The organism is Pseudomonas sp. S1_E05 (genome assembly GCF_056337105.1).
In genome coordinates, this window is the sequence record NZ_JBFRHM010000001.1 from 4,323,558 (window position 1) to 4,350,385 (window position 26,828).

The 26,828-nt window shown below is 60.6% G+C and carries 22 protein-coding genes; 11 read left to right on the top strand and 11 right to left on the bottom strand.

The features are described 5' to 3' along the window. Positions 1 to 16: 16 nt before the first annotated feature. From AB4N33_RS19845 to AB4N33_RS19880, 8 genes are all read right to left on the bottom strand, one after another. Positions 17 to 1,612, bottom strand: coding sequence for an AAA family ATPase (locus AB4N33_RS19845; protein WP_476458082.1), 1,596 nt, complete (start codon positions 1,610 to 1,612; stop codon positions 17 to 19). Between the two features lie 10 nt (positions 1,613 to 1,622). After that, complete coding sequence (gene aroB / locus AB4N33_RS19850) at positions 1,623 to 2,723, bottom strand: 3-dehydroquinate synthase (RefSeq protein ID WP_460118805.1); 1,101 nt, start codon at positions 2,721 to 2,723, stop codon at positions 1,623 to 1,625. Between the two features lie 152 nt (positions 2,724 to 2,875). After that, on the bottom strand, positions 2,876 to 3,394 hold the full coding sequence (gene aroK, locus AB4N33_RS19855) for a shikimate kinase AroK (RefSeq protein ID WP_460118807.1): 519 nt from the start codon (positions 3,392 to 3,394) through the stop codon (positions 2,876 to 2,878). Between the two features lie 4 nt (positions 3,395 to 3,398). After that, positions 3,399 to 5,486 (bottom strand): type IV pilus secretin PilQ, encoded by a 2,088-nt coding sequence (locus AB4N33_RS19860; RefSeq protein ID WP_476458083.1) that lies wholly within the window; start codon positions 5,484 to 5,486, stop codon positions 3,399 to 3,401. A gap of 13 nt (positions 5,487 to 5,499) precedes the next feature. Then, positions 5,500 to 6,027, bottom strand: coding sequence for a pilus assembly protein PilP (locus AB4N33_RS19865; protein ID WP_460118810.1), 528 nt, complete (start codon positions 6,025 to 6,027; stop codon positions 5,500 to 5,502). Continuing rightward, positions 6,024 to 6,647 (bottom strand): type 4a pilus biogenesis protein PilO, encoded by a 624-nt coding sequence (pilO, locus tag AB4N33_RS19870; protein ID WP_476458084.1) that lies wholly within the window; start codon positions 6,645 to 6,647, stop codon positions 6,024 to 6,026. Before pilO ends, AB4N33_RS19865 begins: the two co-directional genes overlap by 4 nt. Further along, positions 6,644 to 7,210 carry a PilN domain-containing protein gene (locus AB4N33_RS19875; protein ID WP_460118814.1) on the bottom strand — a complete coding sequence of 189 codons (567 nt, stop codon included), beginning with the start codon at positions 7,208 to 7,210 and terminating at the stop codon, positions 6,644 to 6,646. Before AB4N33_RS19875 ends, pilO begins: the two co-directional genes overlap by 4 nt. Continuing rightward, positions 7,210 to 8,274 carry a pilus assembly protein PilM gene (locus AB4N33_RS19880; protein WP_476458085.1) on the bottom strand — a complete coding sequence of 355 codons (1,065 nt, stop codon included), beginning with the start codon at positions 8,272 to 8,274 and terminating at the stop codon, positions 7,210 to 7,212. Before AB4N33_RS19880 ends, AB4N33_RS19875 begins: the two co-directional genes overlap by 1 nt. Positions 8,275 to 8,490: 216 nt before the next feature. Here AB4N33_RS19880 and AB4N33_RS19885 point away from each other — a divergent pair, with 216 nt between their 5' ends. After that, positions 8,491 to 10,929, top strand: a complete 2,439-nt coding sequence (locus AB4N33_RS19885; RefSeq protein ID WP_460118818.1) for a penicillin-binding protein 1A — start codon at positions 8,491 to 8,493, stop codon at positions 10,927 to 10,929. 153 nt (positions 10,930 to 11,082) lie between these two features. Here the strand turns inward: AB4N33_RS19885 and AB4N33_RS19890 are convergent, their stop codons facing one another. The 3 genes from AB4N33_RS19890 to rpmE form a co-directional block, all read right to left on the bottom strand. Continuing rightward, positions 11,083 to 12,351, bottom strand: a complete 1,269-nt coding sequence (locus AB4N33_RS19890) for a malic enzyme-like NAD(P)-binding protein (RefSeq protein WP_460118822.1) — start codon at positions 12,349 to 12,351, stop codon at positions 11,083 to 11,085. A gap of 179 nt (positions 12,352 to 12,530) precedes the next feature. Next, entirely contained in the window at positions 12,531 to 13,322 is a 792-nt protein-coding gene (locus AB4N33_RS19895) for a thermonuclease family protein (protein ID WP_460118824.1), read from the bottom strand. Positions 13,323 to 13,357: 35 nt separating this feature from the next. Next, positions 13,358 to 13,576 (bottom strand): 50S ribosomal protein L31, encoded by a 219-nt coding sequence (gene rpmE, locus AB4N33_RS19900; protein ID WP_008025207.1) that lies wholly within the window; start codon positions 13,574 to 13,576, stop codon positions 13,358 to 13,360. Positions 13,577 to 13,862: 286 nt separating this feature from the next. Between rpmE and AB4N33_RS19905 the strand changes: the two genes are divergently transcribed. The 10 genes from AB4N33_RS19905 to AB4N33_RS19950 all read left to right on the top strand — a co-directional run bounded on the left by AB4N33_RS19905 (position 13,863) and on the right by AB4N33_RS19950 (position 26,750). Continuing rightward, the gene (locus tag AB4N33_RS19905; RefSeq protein ID WP_460140446.1) at positions 13,863 to 16,082 is read left to right on the top strand and encodes a primosomal protein N'; all 2,220 of its coding nucleotides are present in this window, start codon (positions 13,863 to 13,865) and stop codon (positions 16,080 to 16,082) included. 209 nt (positions 16,083 to 16,291) lie between these two features. Continuing rightward, a complete protein-coding gene (argS, locus tag AB4N33_RS19910) occupies positions 16,292 to 18,028 on the top strand; it encodes an arginine--tRNA ligase (RefSeq protein ID WP_476458086.1) in 1,737 nt (578 codons plus the stop codon). Position 18,029: 1 nt separating this feature from the next. After that, a complete protein-coding gene (locus AB4N33_RS19915) occupies positions 18,030 to 18,728 on the top strand; it encodes an SPOR domain-containing protein (protein WP_460118830.1) in 699 nt (232 codons plus the stop codon). 236 nt (positions 18,729 to 18,964) lie between these two features. After that, the gene (gene hslV, locus AB4N33_RS19920) at positions 18,965 to 19,495 is read left to right on the top strand and encodes an ATP-dependent protease subunit HslV (RefSeq protein WP_003186641.1); all 531 of its coding nucleotides are present in this window, start codon (positions 18,965 to 18,967) and stop codon (positions 19,493 to 19,495) included. Between the two features lie 55 nt (positions 19,496 to 19,550). Beyond that, on the top strand, positions 19,551 to 20,885 hold the full coding sequence (gene hslU, locus AB4N33_RS19925) for an ATP-dependent protease ATPase subunit HslU (protein ID WP_460118832.1): 1,335 nt from the start codon (positions 19,551 to 19,553) through the stop codon (positions 20,883 to 20,885). Between the two features lie 136 nt (positions 20,886 to 21,021). After that, positions 21,022 to 21,399 carry a gamma-butyrobetaine hydroxylase family protein gene (locus AB4N33_RS19930; protein ID WP_460118834.1) on the top strand — a complete coding sequence of 126 codons (378 nt, stop codon included), beginning with the start codon at positions 21,022 to 21,024 and terminating at the stop codon, positions 21,397 to 21,399. A gap of 250 nt (positions 21,400 to 21,649) precedes the next feature. Further along, complete coding sequence (phaC, locus tag AB4N33_RS19935; RefSeq protein ID WP_460118836.1) at positions 21,650 to 23,329, top strand: class II poly(R)-hydroxyalkanoic acid synthase; 1,680 nt, start codon at positions 21,650 to 21,652, stop codon at positions 23,327 to 23,329. Positions 23,330 to 23,422: 93 nt separating this feature from the next. Further along, on the top strand, positions 23,423 to 24,277 hold the full coding sequence (gene phaZ, locus AB4N33_RS19940; RefSeq protein ID WP_460118838.1) for a poly(3-hydroxyalkanoate) depolymerase: 855 nt from the start codon (positions 23,423 to 23,425) through the stop codon (positions 24,275 to 24,277). A gap of 111 nt (positions 24,278 to 24,388) precedes the next feature. After that, entirely contained in the window at positions 24,389 to 26,071 is a 1,683-nt protein-coding gene (gene phaC / locus AB4N33_RS19945; RefSeq protein WP_476458087.1) for a class II poly(R)-hydroxyalkanoic acid synthase, read from the top strand. A gap of 58 nt (positions 26,072 to 26,129) precedes the next feature. Continuing rightward, entirely contained in the window at positions 26,130 to 26,750 is a 621-nt protein-coding gene (locus AB4N33_RS19950) for a TetR/AcrR family transcriptional regulator (protein WP_460118841.1), read from the top strand. Positions 26,751 to 26,828 lie beyond the last annotated feature (78 nt).

Consider the following 26,828-nt stretch of genomic DNA (forward strand, 5'->3'; position numbering starts at 1 on the left):
TAAGGCCGCCGAATCTTCAGCGAGTTGCTGCCAGTTCCTGTTGGACGCTGGCGACAGTGCGAGGCCAAGGTTTACCAGCCTGAACCTTCGCTGGCAAGGCCTTGATGGCAGATACGGCTGCATCGCGGTTGGCGAAGTTACCGTAGGTGATCACGTAAAGCGGTTTACCGTTGAGCACCTTCTTGAAATAACGATACTCGCCGCCCTGCTCCTTGACGAAGTTTTGCGCGGTTGCTTCGGAACTGGTGCCGAGGATCTGCACCACGTAGTTGCTCGTCGGCTGGCCAGCATACCAAGTGCCACCCGCAGACTTGGCCGCGGCTGCCGGTTTCTCGGCCGGTTTGGCGGTCGCCACGGCGGCTGGCTTGGCAGGTGCTGGAGCCGGTTTAACCGCTGGCGCAGTCGGAACTGGCTTGGCCGTAGCGACCTGAGTTGGTGCAGGAAGCGGTTTGGCGGTAGGCGTCGGGGCCGGGCCAGCAGGGACGCCTTCAGGTGGCGCAGTGGTGGTTACGGTGGGCGGCGTATTGCTGGAACCTTCGACAGGCACGCCATCGTCGCCTTCGGTGATACCACCGGCTGTTTCAGCAAGCGGGCCGCGCATGACCGGCTGCGAATTGCCGACCAGCGGCAATGGCATCGGTTGCGAGTTACCGGCGAACTCCACGGCTGGCGCGCCACCGCCGTTAGGTTGCGGCGTGCCCTGACCCAGCGGCAACTGCGCCTGTTCGTTGGCGGGCGCGCCAGTGGTCGGTGCCTTGCTGCGACCTGGCATCAACCAGGCGGCAGCCACCGCGACCACGACGACGGCGGAAATCGCCAATACGTGTTTCTTCGGCATGTTGAACCCCATACTTGGACGTTTGACCGCTGAGCGGCTGGCGATCATGGCTTCGATCATTGCATCGCGGGCGACCTGATTGATGTTGCCAGGCCAACCGTCGGAGCTTTCGTGAATATCAGAGATCTGGTCGGCGGTGAAAAGTTCGATACCGCGCCCCGCTCCTTCGAGCCGTTGGTCCAGATACTCGCGGGTCTCTTCTTCGGTGTAAGGCTGCAGCTCGATGACGTGAAAGCGCTCTTCCTCAAGGGTCAACGCTTCCAGCTGTGCAATCAGCGAGGATTCGCCGAACAGGAACACGTGCGGTCGCCCCTCGGGCGCTCCGGCGGCCAGCTCCATCAGGGCTTCCAGCGCAGACTCGTCGAGCTGCTCGGCGTCATCGACCAGCAAGTAGACTTCCTGCCCGGTCAAAGCGAGCTGCACGACCTGGGCCAGGATCGGCCCGATCTCCGCCTGCTCGACATTCAGCGCCTGCGCCACTTGTCGCAGTACGCCGGCCGCATCACCTGCGCCACGAGCGGAAACCACCACGCTCTGGACCGATTGTTTATTGGTACTGGCTACCAGCGCCTGTCGCAACAGGGTCTTGCCACTACCTTGTGGCCCGGTGACCACCAGCAGCAACTGGCTGTAACGGGCCAGATGGTGTAACTGTCCCAGTACCGGCTTGCGCTGGGCCGGGAAGAATTTGAAGCCCGGTACCCGTGGTGCGAAAGGGTCGTGACTTAACTGGTAATGGCCGAGGAAAGCCTCGTCGGCATGCAAACTGGTCATCGGGATCTCATTAACCTTTAAGCTGAGCCAGGGCGCGGTAGTCCGCTCCCAGCGTGGCCTGTAGAACCTCTTTCGGATAATCGTCGGTCACTACCGCTTCGCCCATGTGGCGCAGCAGCACCAGGCGTAAACGACCGTCGATCACTTTCTTGTCAACTGCCATGTGTTCGAGAAAATCGGCTTCAGTCATCTCCTCGGGCGGAATGACTGGCAAGCCAGCGCGCTGGAACAGACGAATGCCGCGATCGCGCTCCTGTTCGGTGATCCAGCCCAGGCGTGCAGACATTTCAAGGGCCATCACGGTGCCAGCAGCCACGGCCTCACCGTGTAGCCACACACCATAGCCCATATGGGTTTCGATGGCATGGCCAAACGTGTGGCCGAGATTGAGGGTGGCACGAACGCCGTTTTCCTTTTCGTCGGCACCAACCACCGCCGCCTTGGCCGCGCAGGAACGTTCGATCGCATACGTCAGGGCGACCTGATCGAGGGCACGCAGGCGATCGACGTTTTCTTCAAGCCAGGTCAAAAACGGCTCATCACAGATCAGCCCATACTTGATGACTTCCGCCAGGCCCGCAGACAACTCGCGGACCGGCAAGGTATTGAGCGTAGTGGTATCGATCAGCACCACGTTCGGCTGATAGAAGGCGCCGACCATGTTCTTGCCCAACGGATGATTGATGCCGGTCTTGCCCCCTACCGAAGAGTCGACTTGCGACAGCAGCGTGGTCGGGATCTGGATGAAATCGACACCGCGTTGGTAACAGGCAGCCGCAAAGCCGGCCATGTCACCGATCACACCGCCGCCCAAGGCGACAACCGTGGTGCGCCGATCATGCCGCGCGGTCAACAGACCATCGAAAATCAGTTGCAGGGTTTCCCAGTTCTTGAAGGCTTCGCCGTCGGGCAACACTATGGAAACGACAGAGAACTGGGCAAGGCTGCGGGTCAGACGTTCGAGATAGAGCGGCGCAACGGTTTCGTTGGAGATGATCGCCACCTGCCGACCGCGAATATGCGGGGCCAGCAGCTCGGGTTGATCCAACAAACCTTCGCCAATATGAATCGGGTAGCTGCGCTCGCCTAGATCGACCTTGAGTGTCTGCATGTGTCCCCACAGTGAAGATGGAATCAGGCGTCCTGCCTAAGTTATTAAACGAATATCCACGGCATCTGCTGGTGTGACGCCGTTCAGTAGCCATCCGCCACAACTTGGCAGTTATGGCAGGACGCCGAGGATAGCGCATTTCGCGCCGTGCTTTAACGGGGAGGCAGCTGGTTCAGGCGCTCGAGAATGTCGAGCACCACCATCCGCGGCGGTCGCTCGTCGGTTTCCACCACCAGGTCGGCGATTTCCCGGTACAGCGGGTCGCGCAACTCTAGCAGGTCACGCAGGGTCTTGGCCGGGTCGGCAGTACGCAACAGAGGACGATTGCGATCGCGTGCAGTACGACCGACCTGTTGTTCGACCGAGGCATGCAGATAAACCACCCGACCACCGGCGTGCAATGCCCGACGATTGGCTTCGCGCATGACCGCGCCGCCCCCGGTGGCCAGCACCACGCCATCGCAATCACACAGCTCGGCAATCATCGCCTGCTCGCGATCACGGAAACCTGGTTCGCCTTCCTTATCGAAAATCCATGGGATATTCGCGCCCGTGCGCAATTCAATTTCCTTATCGGAATCTTTGAACGGCAGGCGCAGCTCTTTGGCCAGCAACCGGCCGATGGTGCTTTTTCCAGCGCCCATCGGTCCAACAAGAATCAAATTTCGCACAGAATCAATGACTCACAGCAATCGCCTGATTGTTCATGATACGCGGAGTGAGAAACACCAGCAGCTCGGATTTTTTCTCCGAAACCACATCACGCCGGAAAAGGCGGCCAAGATACGGCACATCGCCAAGAAATGGCACCTTATCTACAACCTTGCTCTGAGTATTTGAGAAAACGCCACCGATCACGATGGTCTCGCCGTCGTTGACCAGAACCTTGGCGTTGACCTCGTTTTTCTTGATGGGCGGTACATCCTGCACTTTGTTGAGGTAGTCCGGTTCGTCCTTGGTGACCTTGACCTCCATGATGATGCGATTGTCCGGCGTAATCTGCGGTGTCACTTCCAGCGACAGCGAGGCCTCTTTGAACGAGACCGAAGTCGCGCCGCTGGAGGCGGCTTCCTGGTAGGGGATCTCGGTACCCTTGAGGATTTTCGCCGTCTCCTTGTCGGACGTGACCACCTTGGGCTGCGAGACGATTTCACCGTTACCGGTTTTCTCCATGGCCGTCAGTTCGAGATCCAGCAACACATTGTCGGTGATGAACGCGATGCCGATCCCCGAGGTATTGGCCGTGGTGCCCATGTCGACGAACGGTGTGTTGGTTCCGGTGCTGCCCGGCGTACCGATGGTCGTCGATCCATTGGCACCGTTGCTGACGCCGGACGTGTTCCAGTTGCCCTTGTTCTGGACTGAACCACCCCAGCGCACACCCAGGCTCTTGTCGTAGTCGACGTTGGCTTCGACAATCCGCGCCTCGATCATCACCTGGCGCACCGGAATATCCAGTTGCGCCACGATTCGGCGCAGCTCGTCGAGGCGATCCTGGGTTTGATAGGCAATGATGTTGTTGGTCCGCTCATCGACAGTGATCGACCCGCGCTCGTCGACTTTCGCCTCGGCACTGGTCACCGATTGGAACAATTTGGCGATATCGGCCGCCTTGGCGTAATTGACCTGCAGCAGCTCCCGACGTAGCGGTGCCAGCTCGGCGATTTGCTTTTGCGACTCCAGTTCCTGGCGTTCGCGGGCGGCAATCTCATCGGCTGGCGCCACCAGCAACACGTTACCGATCTTGCGCTTGTCCAGGCCCTTGGTCTTGAGCACCAGGTCCAGCGCCTGGTCCCACGGCACATTCTGCAGGCGCAGGGTAATGCCTCCCTGCACCGTGTCGCTGGCGACCAGGTTCAGGTTGGTGAAGTCGGCAATCAGTTGCAGCACCGAGCGCACGTCGATGTCCTGGAAGTTCAGCGAGAGTTTTTCGCCGGTATAGGCAAATCGCTCGGCGTTGCGTTTTTGGAGGTCGTCGACCGTCATCGGGCGAATGCTGACGGTCAGCTTGTTATCGGTCTGATAGGTGGAATAGTCGAAAGCGCCGCTGGGCTCGATGACGATGGTGGCCCGATCACCGGTGGCGCTGGCGCTGACGAATTGCACGGGCGTGGCGAAATCCTTGACGTCCAGGCGCACCCGCAACGGTTCCGGCAGTTGGGTCCTGGCGAACCCCAGGACGACCTTTCCATCGCGCTCCTGAATGTCCGGGGCAATGGACGGGTCGGACAAGTCGATGACCACGTTGCCCTCGCCCTGGGTGCCGCGCTGGAAATCCACGCCGCGAATAGCCTTGCTCACTGGCGCATAGCTTTTGGCGGGCGCCGCCGAGGCCGTGGCCGCACGCGAGGGCTTGGCGGCGGGAGAGGACGCCTGGGCACTGGGACCACGGCCGACCACCACAAACACCTGATTGCCTTCGACCCTCGCGGTGTACGGGGTCAACTGCGTGAGATTGATGATCAGCCGCGTACGCCCCTTGGCCTCCACCACCGTGGCGCTGCGGGCATTGCCACCGCCCAGGTCGTGGGTTTTTCTCGCCAACTGATTGGCCACGCCGGGCAGGTCCAGTGCAATCCGGGCCGGTTGTTCGGTCGTGTAACCCTGGGGCTGAGGAGGGGTGCCATCGAACGACAATTTCAACTCGATGCGGTCACCGGGCAACGCCGCGACATCCAGCGCCTTGAGGTTGGCCGCCAGTACCATCGGTGACATCAACGCTATCCATAGCGAAATTCCGAAGGTTGCGAAAATCCTGTTCATTATCCGAGTTCCACTATGAGTGCTCTTTCAAAGGGATGGTCCGCGGCCGCTCCAGCCAGGTGCCCTGGCCATCGGGAACGATTTCGACCACATCGACTTGGGAGGCGCTGATGGCGACAATCCGCCCGTCGTTGCGCCCCAGGTAATCGCCGACTTTCAACCGATGCACACCACCCGCTCCACGCAAAAGCGCGAATGAGCCCGCGGCATTGGAGATTGTGCCGACCATTTCAAACTGCTCGATGTTGAAGCCTTCGAGGTACTGCTTCACCCGATTGGGGTCAGGTTTGACGTTGCGCGAGCCGAGCTTCTGGCCCGCTGGATCGACTTTGACCTGTCGGGAAAACGGGCTGCGCAGGTTCGCCGCGTCATAGGTGAACGTGGGATATGACCGAAACGTCGGGGTTGGTTCAATCTTGCCCGGCGCACGCAGACGCATTTCATTCATGTAGGCGTCCAGGTCGTGGAAGTCATTGCCGTTGCCACACCCGGCCAGGACAGCCATCGCTGCGATCACTACCCCTGTACGAATCGGGCTCATTTTTGCGGCCCCTTGTCGTTGTAGCGGTAGGTCTTGGCCAGAATGCTCATGCGCAGTTTCGGACCGCCCTCGGGGTTGACCGGAGCGATGTCGAAGTCGTGCAGGGTGACGATTCGTGGCAATCCGGCGACGCCGCTGACGAAGGTGGCAAGGTCGTGATAGGCACCCGTGACGGTGATCTGGATCGGCAACTCGATATAGAACTGTTGGGTGACCTCGGGCAGCAGCTTGATTTCCTCGAACTCCAGGCCACTGCCCAGACCGGTCCGGGTGATGTCCTCCAGCAGGCCCGGTACTTCGGTGTCGCTGGGCAATTGACGCAACAGCACGCCGAAGGAATTTTCCATTTCCTTCATCTGCTGGATATACAACTCCAGGTTCGCCGACATGTGCACTTTGTTGGCGAATTGTTCCCTTAGCGTCGTCTCCTCCTGACGCTTGAGCTGGAGCTGGTTTTCAAGGTCGCTCACGGAAAAGTTGTAGCCCAAGGCGAGCACCATGAGCGCCAGCAGGATTCCGACCACCGCCTTGATGGCGGGGGGCCAGGACCCAATGTTGCTGGTATCCAGGTCATTGATGTCAATCTTGCGCAATCCCTCAAGCCATTCAGCCGGCCTCATTGAACGGCCTCCTCGGCAGCTGGCCGGGTCTGGCGAACGGTCAACTGGAAGACGTTGGCCTGGTCCGGTTGGCCAGCAGTGGCTGCCTTGACCTCCGTCAGCGTGGGCGCGTCGAACCAGTCCGATGCATCCAGGTTACGCATCAGGTCAGACACGCGATTGTTCGATTCAGCCGCGCCGACAATGGAGAGGGTCTTGTCCTCCATCTTCACCTCGGTGAAATACACCCCGTCCGGCAGGGTTCGCGCCAACTGGTCAAAAATACGCCCGCTGATGGAACGATTGCCCTGCAGGTCCTGGATGATGCGCATCCGTTCGACCAGTTGCTGACGCCGGGCCTTGAGGTCGCTGATCTGCTTGATCCGCTCATCGACTGCGACAATTTGCTCGCTGATGTAGTTGTTCCTCGTGACCTGGCGGTCAATGGCGCCACTGATTGCCTGCCCGGCAATCAACACCGCACCGATCGACCCCACCAGTACACCGGCCAATGCCAGCAGGAAACGCTTGCGGCGGTGCTCGCGCAGCTCTTCGCGCCAGGGTAAAAGGTTGATCCGCGCCATCAGTCGAAACTCCTGAGGGCCAGACCGCAGGCGATCATCAACGCCGGCGCATCGCTGGCCAGGGCTCCGGCATTGACCTTGCTGCTCAGGGCCATGTCCGAGAAAGGGTTGGCTACCTGAGTTGACGTGCCCAGTCGCTGCTCGATCAGGCGATCCAGCCCGGGGACTGAAGCGGTGCCGCCGGCCAGAAGGATGTAGTCCACTGCGTTGTACTGGCCAGAGGCGAAGAAAAACTGCAACGAACGCGATACCTGCTGCACCAGCGCATCGCGGAATGGCTGCAGGACTTCACTCACGTAATCGTCGGGCAAGCCGCCCTGTTTCTTGGCCAGCCCCGCCTGTTCGAACGTCAGGCCGTAACGGCGCTGGATTTCTTCCGTCAATTGGCGCCCGCCGAATAATTGCTCGCGGGTATAGATGATGCGGCCGTTGTGCAGCACGCTGAGGGTGGTCATGGTGGCGCCGATGTCGACCACGGCGACCGTCAGTTGCGCCTGGGAGGCGGCCAATTGGTTGGCCATCAAACCGAATGAACGCTCCAGTGCATACGCCTCGACATCGACCACACGGGCAGTCAGCCCCGCCAGTGCAAGGGCAGCCTCGCGGACTTCGACGTTTTCCTTGCGACAGGCTGCCAGCAGCACATTAACCCGTTCGGGGTTACGCGCCGATGCGCCCTGGACTTCGAAATCGATGGCGACTTCGTCCAGCGGATAAGGAATGTACTGGTCGGCCTCGATCTTGAGCTGGTTTTCCATCTCGTCGTCGGAAAGACCGGCATCCATCTCGATGGTCTTGGTGATCACCGCCGACCCGGCCACCGCCACCGCCACGCTCTTCAGTCCGGTTCTGGCCTTGAGCAACACGCGCGTCAGTGCCTGGCCCACGCCCTCGAGCTCGGCGATATTCTTCTCGACCACCGCACTGGCGGGCAACGGCTCGACCGCATAGGCCTCGACGCGGTAGCGCTCGCCCTGGCGGCTTAACTCCAGAAGTTTCACCGACGTGGAACTGATGTCGATCCCCAGCAGCAGATTGGCTTTTTTATTGAAGAGTCCTGGCACTACCAATTCCCTATGACTTTCCGTGAGTTACGGACTCTGTAATGTCCATTGCGTTCCATCCATCCGTCTCGCCCGCAGTGCGAATGACGCCCCCGATGGAAAAATGCTTATAATGCCCAACGTTTTTCTCCGCTTTTTTCGTTAAGCGCGGGTCGTTCTCCTCGTTATCTGAACCCTGATGCCTCAATCATTTTTTGCCCTGGATATCTCAAAGCCTTGATTCGTCTGCTGAAATTTATCGGTTGGTCCATCGTCGCCGTTTTCTGCGGACTGCTTCTGGGTCTGAGTGGCGCATTTCTTTACCTTAGCCCCGGATTGCCGTCTGTGGAGGCTTTGAGAAGCATTCAGTTGCAGATTCCTCTTCGGGTCTACAGCAGCGATAACAAGTTGATCGCAGAATTTGGCGAAATGCGCCGCACGCCGATCCGTTTCGCCGACATTCCGCCCAATTTCATTAATGCGCTGTTGAGCGCCGAAGATGACAATTTTGCCAACCACTATGGTGTCGACCCAAGCAGCCTGATGCGCGCCGCGACCCAATTGGTCAAAAGCGGTCACATTCAATCCGGCGGCAGCACCATCACCATGCAGGTGGCGAAGAACTTCTTCCTGACCAGCGAGCGCAGCTTTTCGCGAAAAACCACGGAAATCCTGCTCGCCCTGCAAATCGAACGTCAGCTGACCAAGGACGAAATCCTCGAGCTGTACGTCAACAAAATCTACCTGGGTAACCGTGCCTACGGCATCGAGGCGGCGGCGCAGGTGTATTACGGCAAGTCGATTCGCGACATCAGCCTGGCACAGATGGCGATGATTGCCGGCCTGCCAAAGGCCCCATCACGATTCAACCCGCTCGCCAATCCGGCGCGCAGCAAGGAGCGTCGTGACTGGATCCTGGGGCGCATGTACAAGCTCGGGAAAATCAGCGAGAGCGACTACACCGCCGCGATCAACGAGCCTTTGAACGCCAGTTATCACGTGCCGACGCCGGAAGTGAACGCCCCTTACATCGCTGAAATGGCCCGCGCCGAAATGGTCGGTCGCTACGGCAGCGACGCCTATACCGAAGGTTTCCGCGTCACCACCACCGTGCCCAGCAACTTGCAGGAAATGGCCAACAACGCGCTGCACGAAGGCTTGATGACCTATGACCAACGTCACGGTTATCGCGGCCCTGAATCGCGCCTGCCGGGCAAGACCCGCGAAGCGTGGGCCACCGAATTGACCAAGCAGCGCACGATCAGCAGCCTCGAACCGGCCATCGTGACCCAGGTCGACAAGACCGGCCTGCAAGTGTTGACCCGTAGCGGCAGCGAGCACGTGGGCTGGGACACCATGAAGTGGGCGCGGCCATTCCTCAACACCAATAGCATGGGCGCCAACCCCAAGCAGCCAGCGGACGTGGCCCAGGTCGGCGATTTGATTCGCGTGCAGCGCCAGGCGGACAACTCGCTCAAGTTCAGCCAAATCCCGCAGGCGCAGGGCGCACTGGTGTCCCTCGACCCGCAGAACGGCGCGATTCGTTCGCTGGTCGGCGGCTTCGCCTTCGAACAGAGCAACTACAACCGCGCCATGCAGGCCAAGCGCCAGCCGGGCTCGAGCTTCAAACCATTCGTTTACAGCGCGGCACTGGATAACGGCTACACCGCCGCCAGTCTCGTGAACGATGCGCCCATCGTGTTCGTCGACGAATACCTGGACAAAGTCTGGCGCCCCAAGAACGACACCAACACCTTCCTCGGCCCGATCCGCCTGCGTGAAGCGCTGTACAAGTCGCGCAACCTGGTGTCGATCCGCCTGCTGCAGGCGCTGGGTGTTGATCGCACCATCGACTACATCAGCAAGTTCGGCTTCAACAAGCAGGACCTGCCACGCAATCTGTCCCTGGCGCTGGGCACGGCGACGCTGACCCCAATGGAAATCGCCACCGGCTGGAGCACCTTTGCCAACGGCGGCTACAAGATCACGCCGTTCATTATCGACAAGATCGAAAGCCGCAATGGCGACGTCCTGTTCGTTGCCAATCCGCCGAGCGTCCCCAAAGGCGAAGCCGCCTCGGATGGCATTGCAGCACCGGCCACGCAGGCCTTCACGGTCAACGCCACGCCCGGCGAAGCCGAAGGTCAACCCGCCCCGCAGGTACCAGCCGTGGCCGAGCGCATCGTCGATGGCCGAACCACCTACATCCTCAACAGCATGCTTCAGGACGTGATCAAGCTGGGCACCGGCCGCCGCGCGCTGGCCATGGGTCGCTCCGATATCGCGGGCAAGACAGGGACCACCAACGAATCCAAGGACGCCTGGTTCTCGGGCTACAACGCGGACTACGTGACGACGGTGTGGACCGGTTTCGACCAGCCGGAAAGCCTTGGCAAGCGTGAATTCGGCGGCACCGTCGCCCTGCCGATCTGGATGAACTACATGTCCGCCGCACTCAAGGACAAGCCGCCGCACACACAACCAGAGCCTGAAGGCATCCTCAGCCTGCGAGTCGACCCGATCAGCGGCCGTGCGGCCACGCCAAGCACGCCAGGGGCGTATTTCGAGCTGTTCAAGGCCGAAGACACACCACCGTCGGTCAACGAGCTGGGTAACGGCACAGCCCCTGGCAGCCCGCTGCCGGCGGACGAGGCGGCGCCGATCGATTTGTTCTAGAGGGGCAGCGGTAGGCTTTGAGCTGCAAGCTGCAAGCTGCAAGCTGCAAGCTGCAAGCTGCAAGTGAAGGCAGAATGCTTCAACTTGCAGCTTGAAGCTTGAGCCCATAAAAAAACCCAGCACTTGGCTGGGTTTTTTTATGGGCGGCTGCTCTTAACCGTTGAACACGTCATCCACGCTTTTCAGCGGGTAGTTCTTCGGATACGGCAGGGTCGCCACACCGGTCTCGATCGCGGCCTTGGCCACGGCGTCGGAGATCAGGGTGATCAGACGGGCGTCCATTGGTTTCGGGATGATGTACTCACGACCGAATTCCAGTTTGATGCCGCCGTAGGCGTCGCACACTTCCTGAGGCACTGGCAGCTTGGCCAGTTCGCGCAGAGCGTTGGCCGCGGCGACTTTCATTTCTTCGTTGATGCGCTTGGCGCGAACGTCCAGGGCACCACGGAAGATGAATGGGAAGCCCAGCACGTTGTTGACCTGGTTCGGGTAGTCCGAACGGCCGGTGGCCATGATCACGTCGTTGCGAGTGGCGTGGGCCAGCTCAGGGGAGATTTCCGGATCAGGGTTCGAGCACGCGAACACGATCGGGTTGGCCGCCATGGACTTCAGGCCTTCAGCGCTCAGCAGGTTCGGACCGGACAGGCCAACGAACACGTCTGCGCCTTGCAGGGCATCAGCCAGGGTGCGCTTGTCGGTCGCGTGGGCGAAGACAGCCTTGTACTGGTTCAGGTCGTCACGGCCGGAGTGGATCACGCCGGTACGGTCAACCATGAAGATGTTTTCGATGTTGGCACCCATGCTCACCAGCAATTTCATGCAGGAGATGGCGGCCGCACCGGCGCCCAGGCAGACGATTTTGGCGTCCGGCAGGGTTTTGCCAGCGATTTCCAGGGCGTTGATCATGCCGGCTGCGGTGACGATAGCGGTGCCGTGCTGGTCATCGTGGAATACCGGGATGTCGCACTGCTCGATCAGGGCGCGCTCGATCTCAAAGCACTCAGGTGCCTTGATGTCTTCAAGGTTGATGCCACCGAAGGTGATGGAGATGCGCTTGACGGTGTCGATGAAGGCCTGCGGGCTTTCGGAATCGACTTCGATGTCAAACACGTCGATGCCGGCGAAGCGCTTGAACAGCACGCCTTTACCTTCCATGACCGGCTTGGAAGCCAATGGGCCGAGGTTACCCAGGCCGAGAATAGCGGTGCCATCGGAAATGACTGCAACCAGGTTGCCTTTACCGGTGTATTTGTAGGCCAGCTCAGGGTCGCGACCAATTTCGCGCACTGGTTCGGCTACGCCGGGGCTGTAGGCCAGCGACAGGTCGCGGGCGGTAGCGGTGGGCTTGGTGAGTTCGACGCTCAGCTTTCCTGGACGAGGATTGGCGTGATACTCGAGAGCGGCAGTTTTCAGATCAGACATGTGGGCATTCCGCTTTTACTGTTGGACAGACTGGTCAGCGAGGATACGCGCCTCGCAAAGTCCCCACAAGACTGACCGGTCACCCCTGTCAAGCGCCCTGCTCTACGACTTTGGACCAAGAGCCACGGAACACAAGGGGCGCACTGTTCACAATCGTCTTTAAAAATGTCTACAATTTTTTAGCCAGGGACCGCTTCGATCATCGCCGGATCAGTCAGTGGCAACATCCAGCGTGCCTGACCTTGTTTGAGCCCACCGCGGCGCGAGCGGTCCAGTACCCAGCCGCGCGCCTCGATTTGCTTGCCTTTCAGGCTTTCCAGCGAGGCCGCATCGAAGCGATCCAGAAGATTGGGTGCAACACGCAACACAATCGAATCCTGTAATTCGATCCAGATTCCGCCACGATTGCGTTGAACCTTGCTCACACGCCCTCTGAGCACCGCAAAACCAGACGCGCTGATCTGATCCGCTTTCAGCACAGGCGACTGTCGCCATAAGCCGAGCCCAGCCTTGCGCGCACTGCGTTCCGCCGCTTGCTGGCAGTCGACAAAATCAACATTTGGGGCAACCGCCACCAGAAATCCCAGGCCTTCGGCGAGCATTTTTGCTTCAAGATTGGCGCCGTCGGCACCGAAGACATGGGCCAGGGTCCGGCCGTAACGGTCCTTGCTTTCTTTACCGGGTAATAATCCGACCCGCCCGTCGCTGGCGGCCACCAATGCTTCGAGCCGTTTGCGCGCGGCCAGGGCGAAGGGTTCGTCGGAGCGGCCTTTCTTGCCCAGCTCCGGGGTATTCAAGCCAATCATGCGTACGCTGCGGCCATCCTCGAGCCGCAGGGTGTCGCCATCCACTACCCGCTGAACCACGACCGAAGCCAGGCCACTCGGTGCCGGGCAGAAGGCCTGGGCAGCGGAGAGCCAAATCGCGGACACAAAAAAGGCGCCCACAAGGGACGCCTTTTTCATCAGCATGGAAAAACCGTAACGGCTTCCCAAGTTGACAGGCCTTAGGCCTTTTTCGCGCCGAAAGCACCGAAACGGTCGGCGAAGCGCTGTACGCGGCCGCCAGTGTCCAGAGTCTTTTGCTTACCGGTGTAGAACGGGTGGCATTCGTTGCAAACGTCGATCGCCAGGGCTTTGCCGAAGGTCGAACGAGTTTCGAACTTGTTGCCGCAACTGCAGGTAACAGCAATTGCTGGGTATTCTGGATGGATATCAGCTTTCATGGTGTTTTCCTCAGGCTAGCGTGCCGCCACCCAACACTATTGTTGAATACCGCACGTAATTAGGCCGCGGATTCTACCAGACAATGTCATTCGCGCAAGCTGTCCCTTCTACCGACCGTCTGCTAGGCTCCCGGCCCAAAGCACCCCAGACTCCTGTAGGAGCGGGCTTGCCCGCGAAGAGGCCGGAACATTCAACATCCGGTTGATTGACCCGACGCCATCGCGAGCAAGCTCGCTCCTACAGAATCAGGTCGCGCCCAATTTCACCTGTTTATCGAGATCCCGCGTGCCCGACGCCATTTTGCGCCTCGCCCTCCCTTCGCCGCTGCGCCGCCTGTTCGACTACCGCGCCCCGGCCGGGGTCCCGCGCGCCCAATTGCAGCCGGGCATGCGCCTGCGGGTGCCGTTCGGTCGGCGGGAGATGATCGGGATTCTGGTGGAAGTCGCCGATACCAGTGAAGTCCCGGCAGAAAAGCTCAAGCCGGCGCTGGCCCTGCTCGATGCGACGCCGCCCCTGCCACCCGCTCTATTCAAGCTTTGCCTGTGGACCTCCCAGTATTATCAGCACAGCCTGGGCGATACCCTGAGTTGGGCGCTGCCGGTGTTGTTGCGTCAGGGCGAGCTGGCCGAAGCACGCCAGGAGCGGTTCTGGTCCGCCGCCCCCGGCGCCCGCCTGGATGACCCGCGCATTGCCCGGGCACCCCGTCAGCGTGAGGCGCTGGCGACCCTGGCCCAGCACCCCCACGGCGTTGCTCACGCACTGCTGAGCAAGTTGATGCTGAGCAAGGACAGCCTTGATCTGCTGCTGGCGAAGGAACTTGTCCAGGTCGAAATCCGTCGGCACGCGCCCGGCGTGCGCCACGAACATTGGCTCGCCCAACCGGAACTGCCGCTCAACACCGAACAACGCGCGGCCTACGAGGCCATCCGCGCCGGTTTCGACAGCTATCACGCGTTCCTGCTGGCCGGCGTCACCGGCAGCGGCAAGACCGAAGTCTATTTGCAGCTCATTCGTGAAACCCTGGAGTCCGGCAAGCAGGCCCTGGTGTTGATCCCGGAGATCAACCTCGGCCCGCAAACCCTGGCGCGCTTCGAACAGCGCTTCAATGCCCGGATCGCCCTGCTCCACTCGGCCGTCAATGATCGCGAGCGGCTGGACGCCTGGCTCGCCGCCCGGGACGGGGAGGCCGACATCATCATTGGCACCCGTTCAGCGCTGTTCACACCGATGAAAAATCCCGGCCTGATCATCATCGACGAAGAGCACGACGGCTCTTATAAGCAGCAGGAAGGCCTGCGTTATCACGCCCGGGACCTGGCGCTGGTCCGCGCGCGGCAGGAAAACATCCCGATTGTGCTCGGGTCCGCCACACCGTCCCTGGAAAGCCTGCACAACGCCTACACCGGCCGTTATGGCCTGCTGCGCCTCAACGAGCGCGCCGGTGGCGCCAAGCAGCCACGATTCCTGCGCCTGGATGTCAAAAGCCGACCACTGGACAGCGGCATCTCCGGGCCGATGCAGCAGGCCATCGGCCAGACCCTGGCCGCCGGGCAACAAGTACTGGTATTCCTCAACCGCCGAGGATTCGCTCCCACCCTGCTGTGTCACGACTGCGGTTGGATGTCCGAATGCCAGCGCTGCGATGCGCGCATGACCGTGCACCAGCGTTACGGTGAACTGCGCTGCCACCATTGCGGTTATGTCGAACGCACGCCACGACAGTGCCCGAAATGCGACAAGGTCGATTTGCGCCCGGTGGGTGCCGGCACCGAACGCGCCGAAGAGCGGCTGGCCATTCTGTTTCCCGATTACCCGGTGCTGCGCGTCGACCGCGACAGTACGTCGCGCAAGGACGCGATGAACCAACTGTTCGCGACCATTCAAAAAGGCCAGCCCTGTATTTTGGTGGGCACGCAGATGCTAGCCAAGGGGCACCATTTCCCGCGGGTGACCCTGGTGTCGATTCTCGATGCCGATGGCGGGCTGTTTTCCGGCGACTTCCGCGCCAGCGAACGCATGGCGCAGTTGATCGTGCAGGTCGCTGGCCGTGCCGGACGGGCCGAGGAACCGGGCCGGGTAATCATCCAGACCCACCTCGCTGACCATCCCCTGCTGGTGCAATTGACCGAGCAGGGTTATTTCGCCTTTGCCGAACAGGCGCTGAGCGAGCGCCGCGCCGCCGGCCTGCCGCCGTTCGCGCACCTGGCTTTACTGCGCGCCGAGGCGCACAAACCGGGTCAGGCCGAAGGCTTCCTGGATGAAGCCTGCAGCGAGGCCGAGCGCTTGCTCGCCGAACAGAATCTGGGCGGCATTGAACTGTTGGGGCCGGTGCCGGCGCCCATGGAGCGCCGCGCCGGGCGCTTCCGCGCGCAGTTGCTGTTGCAGGCCACGGCACGAGCTCCGCTGCATCGGCTGCTGGCCAGCTGGTTGCTGGTGCTGGAACAGATGCCGAGTGGGCGGGCGGTGCGGTGGTCTTTGGATGTTGACCCTGTAGATTTGTATTGACCTGAAGATGGCAATCGCGAGCAAGCCCGCTCCTACGGGAGAACGCGTCCCCCTGTAGGAGCGGGCTTGCCCGCGATTTGGGACGAATAGTCACCACACATCCCCAACCCACCTGCTAAGGTTGGCAAGCCCGCCTCGGCAACGGATAATGCCCAGTTTTTCCACCAGCGCATGATGCGCCGCCGCGCCTGCGGTCGAAAGAGAAGACCATGAAAGACACCATCCGCCAGCTGATCCAACAAGCCATCACCCAACTCGTCAACGAAGGTGTGTTGCCTGAAGGCCTGTCGCCGGCGATCCAGGTGGAAAACTCGCGCGACAAGAAAAACGGCGATTTCGCCAGCAATATCGCCATGATGCTGGCCAAGCCGGCCGGCATGAAGCCCCGTGACCTGGCCGAGAAAATCATCGCCGCGTTGCCCGCCGACGAAAACGTATCCAAGGTCGAAATCGCCGGTCCTGGCTTCCTGAATTTCTTCCAGAACACCCAGGCCCTGGCTGCACGCCTGGACGCCGCCCTCGCCGACGAACACCTCGGCGTACGCAAGGCCGGCCCGGCCCAGCGCACCGTAGTCGACCTGTCGGCCCCCAACCTGGCCAAGGAAATGCACGTCGGCCACTTGCGCTCGACCATCATCGGCGACGGCGTGGCTCGCGTGCTGGAATTCCTCGGCGACGAGGTGATTCGCCAGAACCACGTAGGCGACTGGGGCACCCAGTTCGGCATGCTGATGGCCTACCTGCAGGAAAACCCGATCACCAGCGAAGAGCTGTCGGACCTGGAGAACTTTTATCGCGCCGCCAAGAAGCGCTTCGACGAGTCCGAAGAATTCGCCGACCGCGCCCGTGGCCTGGTGGTCAAGCTGCAGGCCGGCGATGCCGAATGCCTGGCGCTGTGGACCAAGTTCAAGGACATCTCGCTGTCCCACTGCCAGAAAATCTACGAGCTGCTGAACGTCAAACTGACCATGGCCGACGTGATGGGCGAAAGCGCCTACAACGACGACCTGATCAACGTGGTCAACGACCTGAAGGCCGCCGGCATGCTGGTCGAGAGCAACGGCGCGCAGTGCGTGTTCCTCGACGAGTTCAAGAATGCCGACGGCGATCCGCTGCCCGTGATCATCGTCAAGGCTGACGGCGGCTACCTCTACGCCACCACCGACCTGGCAGCCGTGCGCTATCGCAGCGGCAAGCTCAAGGCCGATCGTGCGCTGTATTTCGTCGACCAGCGCCAGGCCCTCCACTTCCAGCAAGTGTTCGCCGTGGCACGCAAGGCCGGTTTCGTCACGCACCCGATGGACATGGAACACATGGGCTTCGGCACCATGAACGGTTCCGACGGCCGCCCGTTCAAGACCCGTGACGGCGGCACCGTGAAGCTGATCGACCTGCTGACCGAAGCCCAGGAACGCGCCTACACGCTGGTCAAGGACAAGAATCCGGAGCTGGCCGAAACCGAGCTGCGCAACATCGCCAAGGTGGTGGGCATCGACGCGGTGAAATACGCCGACCTGTCGAAACACCGCACCAGCGATTACAGCTTCAACTTCGACCTGATGCTCAACTTCGAAGGCAACACCGCGCCGTACCTGCTGTACGCCTACACCCGCGTGGCTGGCGTGTTCCGCAAGCTCGGCAAGACGTTCAGCGAAGTCGACGGCCACATCGTCCTCGAAGCCGCCCAGGAACTGGAATTGGCCGCAAAACTGGCGCAATTCAGCGAAGTGCTCAACAACGTCGCCGAGAAGGGCACGCCGCATACCCTATGCGCCTACCTGTACGATGTCGCCGGCCTGTTCTCCAGCTTCTACGAGAACTGCCCGATTCTCAGCGCCGATACCCCAGCTCAGATGCAGAGCCGCCTGCGCCTCGCTGCGCTGACGGGTCGCACCCTCAAGCAAGGCCTGGAACTCTTGGGTCTGGAAACTCTGGAGCGTATGTAAGTTGGCTGCCAAGAAAAAACCTGCACCCAAGCGTGGCGCCAGCCGTTACCAAGCTCCAGCGAAAAAACCGATCCCGGGTTGGTTGTGGATGGCCATCGGCCTGACGGTCGGCGCATTCATCGTGTTCCTCATGAAACTGGAGCCGGGCAAGGGCAGCGACAGCGTCAAGCGCGAGAAAATCGAACAGCAGAAAGCGACCAGGATCGCCGAAGCCAACAAGACGCCGCCGAGCCCAACGCAGCCGGTAAAACCCAAGTACGACTTCTACACCCTGCTGCCGGAGTCGGAAGTCATTGTGCCGCCGGATGCCGTACCTGAGAAAACCCCGCCGACGCCAGCCGTGCCGACTACGCCGGTGACGCCAGCGGAAGCGGCGAAAATCGATACCGCACGCGCCCAGGCTGCGCTGGCCGGCATCACGCCGCCGCCAGCCCCACCGGTGGCCAAGGCAGCACCGGTGACCAAATATTTCCTGCAAGCGGGTTCATTCCGCAAGGAAGCCGATGCGGATAAGGTGCGGGCGCAGATCATTCTGTTGGGGCAGGCGGTCGCGGTGGAATCTGGCACGGTTAAAGACGAGACCTGGTATCGGGTGCTGGTCGGGCCGTTCAGCAATCGTGAACAACTGACCACAGCGCAGAAACAATTGGCTGGGGCCGGATTTAGCAACCTGTTGTTACAACAACGCCAGAACCGCTGATTCTTCCAGCTGTACCGCGTTATCGTTCATCGCAAGCAGGCCCGCTCCCACAGGGTATTGTGGATTCACACTATCCACTGTAGGAGCGGGCTTGCCCGCCATGGCGCCCGCCCACACAACGCCCCCTCCCTCGACCACCACTCGTCCCCTCCCCCACCCCGCAGTTGAAATCCCCCGCACCACCCCCATATGAGTTTGCAGAAGGCATTTTCGCCCCGCTGCGTGGAGACTCTCCCTTGACCACCATCGTTTCAGTTCGCCGCCACGGCAAAGTCGTCATGGGCGGCGACGGCCAGGTTTCCCTTGGCAATACCGTGATGAAAGGCAATGCGAAGAAAGTTCGCCGCCTGTACCACGGTCAGGTCATTGCCGGTTTTGCCGGCGCCACCGCTGACGCCTTTACCCTCTTCGAACGCTTCGAAGGCCAGCTCGAGAAGCATCAGGGCCACCTGGTTCGCGCCGCCGTCGAACTGGCCAAGGAATGGCGTACCGATCGCTCCCTCAGCCGCCTCGAAGCCATGCTTGCCGTCGCCAACAAGGACGCCTCCTTGATCATCACCGGCAACGGCGATGTGGTCGAACCCGAAGATGGCCTGATTGCCATGGGTTCCGGGGGCGCCTATGCACAGGCTGCGGCCAGCGCCCTGCTGAAGAAAACCGATTTGTCGGCCCGTGAAATCGTCGAGACCGCCCTTGGCATCGCCGGCGACATTTGTGTATTCACCAACCACACCCAGACCATTGAGGAGCAGGATCTCGCTGAATAAGCCTGACGCGGCCCCTGTGCCACGGCTTGTTTCTGCTTGAGGACCGTCAATTACTATGTCCATGACTCCCCGCGAAATCGTCCACGAACTCAACCGCCATATCATCGGCCAGGACGATGCCAAGCGCGCCGTCGCCATTGCCCTGCGCAACCGCTGGCGTCGGATGCAGCTGCCTGAAGAGCTGCGCGTTGAAGTAACGCCCAAGAACATCCTGATGATCGGCCCGACCGGTGTCGGCAAAACCGAGATCGCCCGTCGCCTGGCCAAATTGGCCAATGCGCCGTTCATCAAGGTCGAAGCGACCAAATTCACCGAAGTCGGCTATGTCGGCCGCGATGTCGAATCGATCATCCGTGACCTCGCCGACGCCGCGATCAAGCTGTTTCGCGAACAGGAAATGACCAAGGTTCGCCACCGCGCCGAAGACGCCGCCGAAGAGCGCATTCTCGACGCGCTGCTGCCACCGGCTCGCAGTTTCAATGAAGAAGCCGCGCCGTCGACCGATTCCAATACCCGCCAACTGTTTCGCAAGCGCCTGCGCGAAGGCCAGTTGGATGACAAGGAGATCGAAATCGAAGTCGCCGAAGTGGCAGGCGTCGATATCTCCGCGCCACCGGGCATGGAGGAGATGACCAATCAGTTGCAGAGCCTGTTCGCCAATATGGGCAAGGGCAAGCGCAAGAGCCGCAAGCTCAAGGTCAAGGAAGCGCTGAAACTGGTTCGCGATGAAGAAGCGAGCCGCCTGGTCAACGATGAAGAGCTGAAAGCCAAGGCACTGGAAGCAGTCGAGCAACACGGCATCGTGTTCATCGACGAGATCGACAAGGTCGCCAAGCGCGGCAATGCCGGCGGTGTCGATGTCTCCCGTGAAGGTGTACAGCGCGATTTGCTGCCACTGATCGAAGGCTGCACCGTGAATACCAAGCTGGGCATGGTCAAGACCGACCACATCCTGTTCATTGCCTCTGGCGCGTTCCACCTGAGCAAACCGAGCGACCTGGTGCCCGAGCTGCAGGGTCGTCTGCCCATTCGTGTCGAGCTCAAGGCGCTGTCGCCGCAAGACTTCGAGCGCATCCTCAGTGAACCGCATGCGTCGCTCACCGAGCAGTATTGCGCGCTTTTGAAAACCGAAGGCCTGGGCATCGAGTTCAAGCCGGACGGCATCAAGCGCATCGCCGAGATCGCCTGGCAGGTCAACGAGAAAACCGAGAACATCGGTGCGCGTCGCCTGCACACGCTGCTCGAACGCCTGCTCGAAGAGGTCTCGTTCAGCGCTGGCGACCTGGCCAGCGCCCATGACGACAAGGTCATCGAGATCGACGCAGAGTACGTCAACAGCCATCTGGGCGAATTGGCGCAGAACGAAGACCTGTCCCGTTATATCCTGTAAGCCAGACCTGTAGGAGCGAGCATGCTCGCGATGGATGTCCAGACAACACGGGCAGTCAGACAGCCAGCGTAATCGTTGACGACCATCGCGAGCATGCTCGCTCCTACAGGGTTCCATTCCCTGCGGAATTTTGGCCATGACCCAACTCCCCACCGACATCAAACTACACAAAGCCTCGAAAACCCTGTCGCTGAAATACGCATCTGGCGAGGAGCATCACCTGCCCGCCGAATTCTTGCGTGTGCACTCCCCCTCCGCCGAGGTCCAGGGCCACGGCAAACCTATCCTGCAATTTGGCAAGATCGGCGTAGGACTGACCAAGGTCGAGCCGGCCGGCCAGTACGCACTGAAATTGACCTTCGACGACGGCCACGACAGCGGCCTGTTCACCTGGGACTACCTGTACCAGTTGGGCGTTCGTCAGGAGGATCTGTGGAACGATTATCTCGCCGAACTGAAAAGCGCCGGCAAGAGCCGCGACCCCAGCGAGTCGGTCGTCAAGCTGATGCTCTAGCCTGTGCCTCTTGCTCATTAGAGGGCATTTTCTAATTTCATTTGTTTGAATGTTTGGCCGCGAGGCCACTCATTGGCCTGCTTGCGAAAAAAATTAAACTCGGGTAACCAATGGAGCTGGCAAGTTCCCTGCAGTGCGCCTTGATGTGCAATCGCAGAATCAACGGTCACCCGAGCAGTAGTACCAGGCATTCGCTGTGTGACTACACAGCAGGACCGGGTACTCGTCTCAGGACAATGGAGCGTCGTAGATGAGTAAACAGAATAACGATGACTTGAAGTTTCAGGCCTCGGAAAACACCCTGGGGTTGAATCCTGTCGTTGGGCTGCGTGGAAAGGATCTACTGGCCTCTGCTCGAATGGTACTCAGGCAAGCGATCAAGCAACCGATTCACAGCGCCAAGCACGTCGCGCATTTCGGCCTGGAGCTCAAGAATGTCCTGCTCGGCAAGTCTGAGCTGCAACCGGCAGGCGATGACCGTCGCTTCGCCGACCCTGCCTGGAGCCAGAATCCGCTCTACAAACGTTATCTGCAAACCTATCTGGCGTGGCGCAAGGAGCTTCACGACTGGATCGACGACAGCAGCCTGTCGCCCAACGATGTCAGCCGTGGGCACTTTGTAATCAACCTCATGACCGAGGCCATGGCCCCGACCAACAGCGCAGCCAACCCGGCGGCTGTAAAACGCTTCTTTGAAACCGGTGGCAAGAGCCTGCTTGATGGCTTGTCGCACCTGGCCAAGGATCTGGTGCACAACAACGGCATGCCCAGCCAGGTCAACATGGGCGCCTTCGAGGTCGGCAAGAGCCTGGGCGTGACCGAGGGCGCGGTGGTATTCCGCAACGACGTACTGGAGCTGATCCAGTACAAGCCCATCACTGAGCAGGTACATGAACGCCCGCTGCTGGTGGTGCCGCCGCAAATCAACAAATTTTATGTATTCGACCTCAGCCCCGAAAAAAGCCTGGCACGCTTCTGCCTGCGCAGTAACGTGCAGACCTTCATCGTCAGCTGGCGCAATCCGACCAAGGAACAGCGTGAGTGGGGCCTGTCGACCTACATAGAGGCGCTCAAGGAAGCGGTTGACGTGGTCACCGCGATCACCGGCAGTAAAGACGTGAACATGCTCGGTGCCTGCTCCGGCGGCATCACGTGCACCGCGTTGCTGGGCCACTACGCCGCAATCGGCGAGAACAAGGTCAACGCCCTGACCCTGCTGGTCAGCGTGCTGGACACCACTCTGGACACCGATGTGGCCCTGTTCGTCAACGAACAGACCCTGGAAGCGGCCAAGCGCCACTCCTACCAGGCCGGCGTGCTGGAAGGAAAAGACATGGCGAAAGTCTTCGCCTGGATGCGCCCCAACGACCTGATCTGGAACTACTGGGTCAACAATTACCTGCTGGGCAACGAGCCGCCGGTGTTCGACATCCTGTTCTGGAACAATGACACCACGCGTCTGCCCGCCGCATTTCACGGCGACCTGATCGAAATGTTCAAGAGCAACCCGTTGATTCGCCCCAACGCACTGGAAGTGTGCGGCACGCCGATCGACCTCAAGCAGGTCAAGGCCGACATCTTTTCCCTGGCGGGCACCACCGATCACATCACACCGTGGAAGTGCTGCTACAAGTCGGCGCAACTGTTCGGCGGCAACGTCGAGTTCGTGCTGTCCAGCAGCGGGCACATCCAGAGCATCCTGAACCCGCCGGGCAACCCGAAATCACGTTATATGACCAACACCGAGACCTCGACGTCGGCCGAAGAGTGGCAGGAAAACTCTACCAAGCATACCGACTCCTGGTGGCTGCACTGGCAGGCCTGGCAGGCCGCCCGCTCGGGCGAAATGAAGAAGGCCCCGGTAAAACTGGGCAACAAGGCGTATCCGGCGGGCGAGGCCGCGCCGGGGACTTACGTACATGAAAGATAGTGGCGAGCCGCAAGCTACAAGCCGCAAGCTGAGCATGACCTGCTTGCGGCTTGCAGCTTGTGGCTGCTCTTCACTGCCCCAAAAGGCCTGACCATGCCGCAACCGTACATTTTTCGTACCGTAGACCTGGATGGCCAGACCCTCCGGACGGCGGTGCGCCCCGGCAAATCTCACATGACGCCCTTGCTGATTTTCAATGGCATCGGCGCCAACCTGGAGCTGGTGTTTCCGTTCGTCGCCGCGCTGGACCCTGACCTCGAAGTCATCGCGTTCGACGTCCCCGGCGTCGGCGGCTCATCAACGCCCAGCCGACCGTACCGATTTCCTGGCCTCGCCAAGCTTACGGCGCGCATGCTCGACTATCTCGACTACGGGCAAGTCAACGTGATTGGCGTCTCCTGGGGCGGCGCCCTCGCTCAGCAGTTCGCCCACGACTACCCGGAACGCTGCAAAAAACTGGTGCTGGCCGCCACGGCGGCGGGTGCAGTGATGGTGCCGGGCAAACCGAAAGTGCTGTGGATGATGGCCAGCCCACGACGCTATATCCAGCCGTCGCACGTGATCCGCATCGCTCCGATGATCTACGGCGGGTCGTTCCGTCGCGACCCGACCCTGGCTGCCAGTCACGCCGCCAAAGTGCGTTCGGCTGGCAAGCTCGGTTATTACTGGCAGCTGTTCGCCGGCCTCGGCTGGACCAGCATCCACTGGCTGCACAAGATCCACCAGCCGACCCTGGTGCTGGCCGGCGACGATGATCCGCTCATCCCGCTGATCAACATGCGCATGCTGGCTTGGCGCATTCCCAATGCTCAGTTGCACATCATCGACGACGGGCATCTGTTCCTGATCACCCGCGCCGAAGCCGTGGCGCCGATCATCATGAAGTTCCTCGAGGAGGAACGGCAACGCGCCGTGATGCATCCCCATCCAGCACCACTGGGCGGTTAGCCCGTTGCCTATCGGCGGGCAGGAGGCCACGCCGCGCAACAACCCGTAACAGCGTCTATGGTGTTCTGGTTCGGTGTTTGTTTTGGCCTGAAGACGAAGGAGTGTTGAGTCATGCGCGACAAGCCAGCAAGGGAGTTTTCGCCCACTCCCGCCGCGTTCATCAACGCACAGAGCGCCATCACCGGTTTGCGTGGTCGGGATCTGGTTTCGACCTTGCGCAGCGTGGCTGCACACGGATTGCGCAATCCAATGCACAGCGCCAGGCATGCCTTGAAACTGGGCGGACAACTGGGGCGCGTATTGCTGGGCGAAACCCTGCACCCAACCAACCCTCGTGACAGTCGTTTCAGCGACCCGGCCTGGAGCCTCAATCCGTTCTATCGCCGCAGCCTGCAGGCCTACCTGAGCTGGCAGAAACAGGTCAGTAGCTGGATCGACGAAAGCGACATGCCCCCGGACGATCGCCTCCGCGCCCACTTTGTATTTTCCCTGCTCAGCGATGCCGTGTCGCCGTCTAACACCCTACTCAATCCACTGGCGGTCAAGGAAATCTTCAACTCGGGTGGCAACAGCCTGGTTCGCGGCATCAGTCATCTGGTCGATGACTTCCTGCACAACGACGGCCTGCCCAGACAAGTGACCAAGCAGGCCTTCGAGGTCGGTAAAACCGTGGCGACCACCCATGGTTCGGTGGTGTTTCGCAACGAGCTGCTGGAGCTGATCCAGTACAAGCCGATGAGCGAGAAGCAATACTCCACACCGCTTCTGGTGGTGCCGCCGCAGATCAACAAGTACTACATTTTCGACCTGAGCCCGAGCAACAGTTTCGTCCAGTTTGCCCTGAAAAACGGCCTGCAGACCTTCATGATCAGTTGGCGCAACCCGGATGTTCGTCATCGCGAATGGGGCCTGTCGAGCTATGTGGAGGCAGCGGAAGAGGCGATGAACGTGTGCCGGGCGATCACCGGCGCCCGTGAGGTCAACCTGATGGGCGCGTGCGCCGGCGGACTGACCATCGCCGCACTGCAAGGTCACCTGCAAGCCAAGCGGCAGATTCGCCGAGTGAGCAGCGCAACCTATCTGGTGAGCCTGCTCGACAGCCAGATGGACAGCCCTGCCACCCTGTTTGCCGACGAACAGACGCTGGAAGCCTCCAAGCGGCGCTCCTATCAAAAAGGCGTGCTGGACGGTCGCGACATGGCCAGGGTGTTCGCCTGGATGCGCCCAAACGACTTGATCTGGAGCTACTTCGTCAACAACTACCTGCTGGGCAAGGAGCCGCCGGCGTTCGACATCCTTTACTGGAACAACGACACCACGCGCCTGCCGGCAGCGCTTCACGGCGACTTGTTGGACTTCTTCAAACACAACCCGCTGGGCCACCCGGGCGGCCTCGAAGTATGCGGCACTCCCATCAATCTGCAGAAAGTCACCGTCGACAGTTTCAGCGTCGCCGGCATCAACGACCACATCACGCCGTGGGATGCGGTGTATCGCTCGACGCTGCTGCTGGGTGGCGAGCGACGCTTTGTGCTGGCCAACAGTGGCCATGTGCAAAGCATCCTCAACCCACCTTCCAACCCGAAAGCCAATTTCATCGAAAGCACCAAACTGAGCAGCGACCCGCGTGCGTGGTACTACGATGCCAAGCAAGTCGAAGGCAGTTGGTGGACGCAATGGCTGGCCTGGATTCAGGAACGCTCGGGCGCACAAAAGGACACCCACATGGCTCTGGGCAACCAGAATTATCCACCGATGGAAGCGGCACCCGGCACTTACGTGCGAGTGCGCTGACGGCCAACGCACCACGGCCAAGACTGGCCGTGGCATGACCTGACATTAAGAAGACTGGATGAAAACCCGCGACCGGATCCTCGAATGTGCCCTGCAATTGTTCAACCAGAAGGGCGAACCGAACGTCTCCACCATGGAAGTTGCCAACGAGATGGGCATCAGCCCGGGCAACCTCTATTACCACTTCCACGGCAAGGAACCGCTGATCCTCGGACTGTTCGAGCGCTTCCAGGCCGAGCTCTCGCCACTGCTCGACCCACCTGGCGATGTGGAACTGGCACCGGAAGATTACTGGCTGTTCCTGCACCTGATCGTCGAGCGCCTGGCGCATTACCGGTTTCTGTTCCAGGACCTGTCAAACCTGGCCGGGCGCCTGCCGAAACTGGCCAAAGGCATACGCAACCTGCTCAACGCACTCAAACGCACGCTGGCGTCCTTGCTGGCAAGGCTGAAGGCGCAAGGGCAACTGGTCAGCGACACACAGGCATTGGGGCAGTTGGTGGAGCAGATCACCCTGACGCTGCTGTTCTCGCTGGACTATCAGCGCATCATCGATCGCGTGGGCGAGGTCAGGCTGGTGGTCTACCAGATCATGATGCTGGTGGCCCCGCACCTGCTGCCGCCGATCAAGGCCGCAACCGAGCAGATGGCGCTGCAATATCTCGAAGATCCCCTGTAGAAGCGAGCATGCTCGCTCCTACAGGTAAAAAGCAGTGACTCACGCATAAACAAAAACGCCCGACCTTCGCAGGCCGGG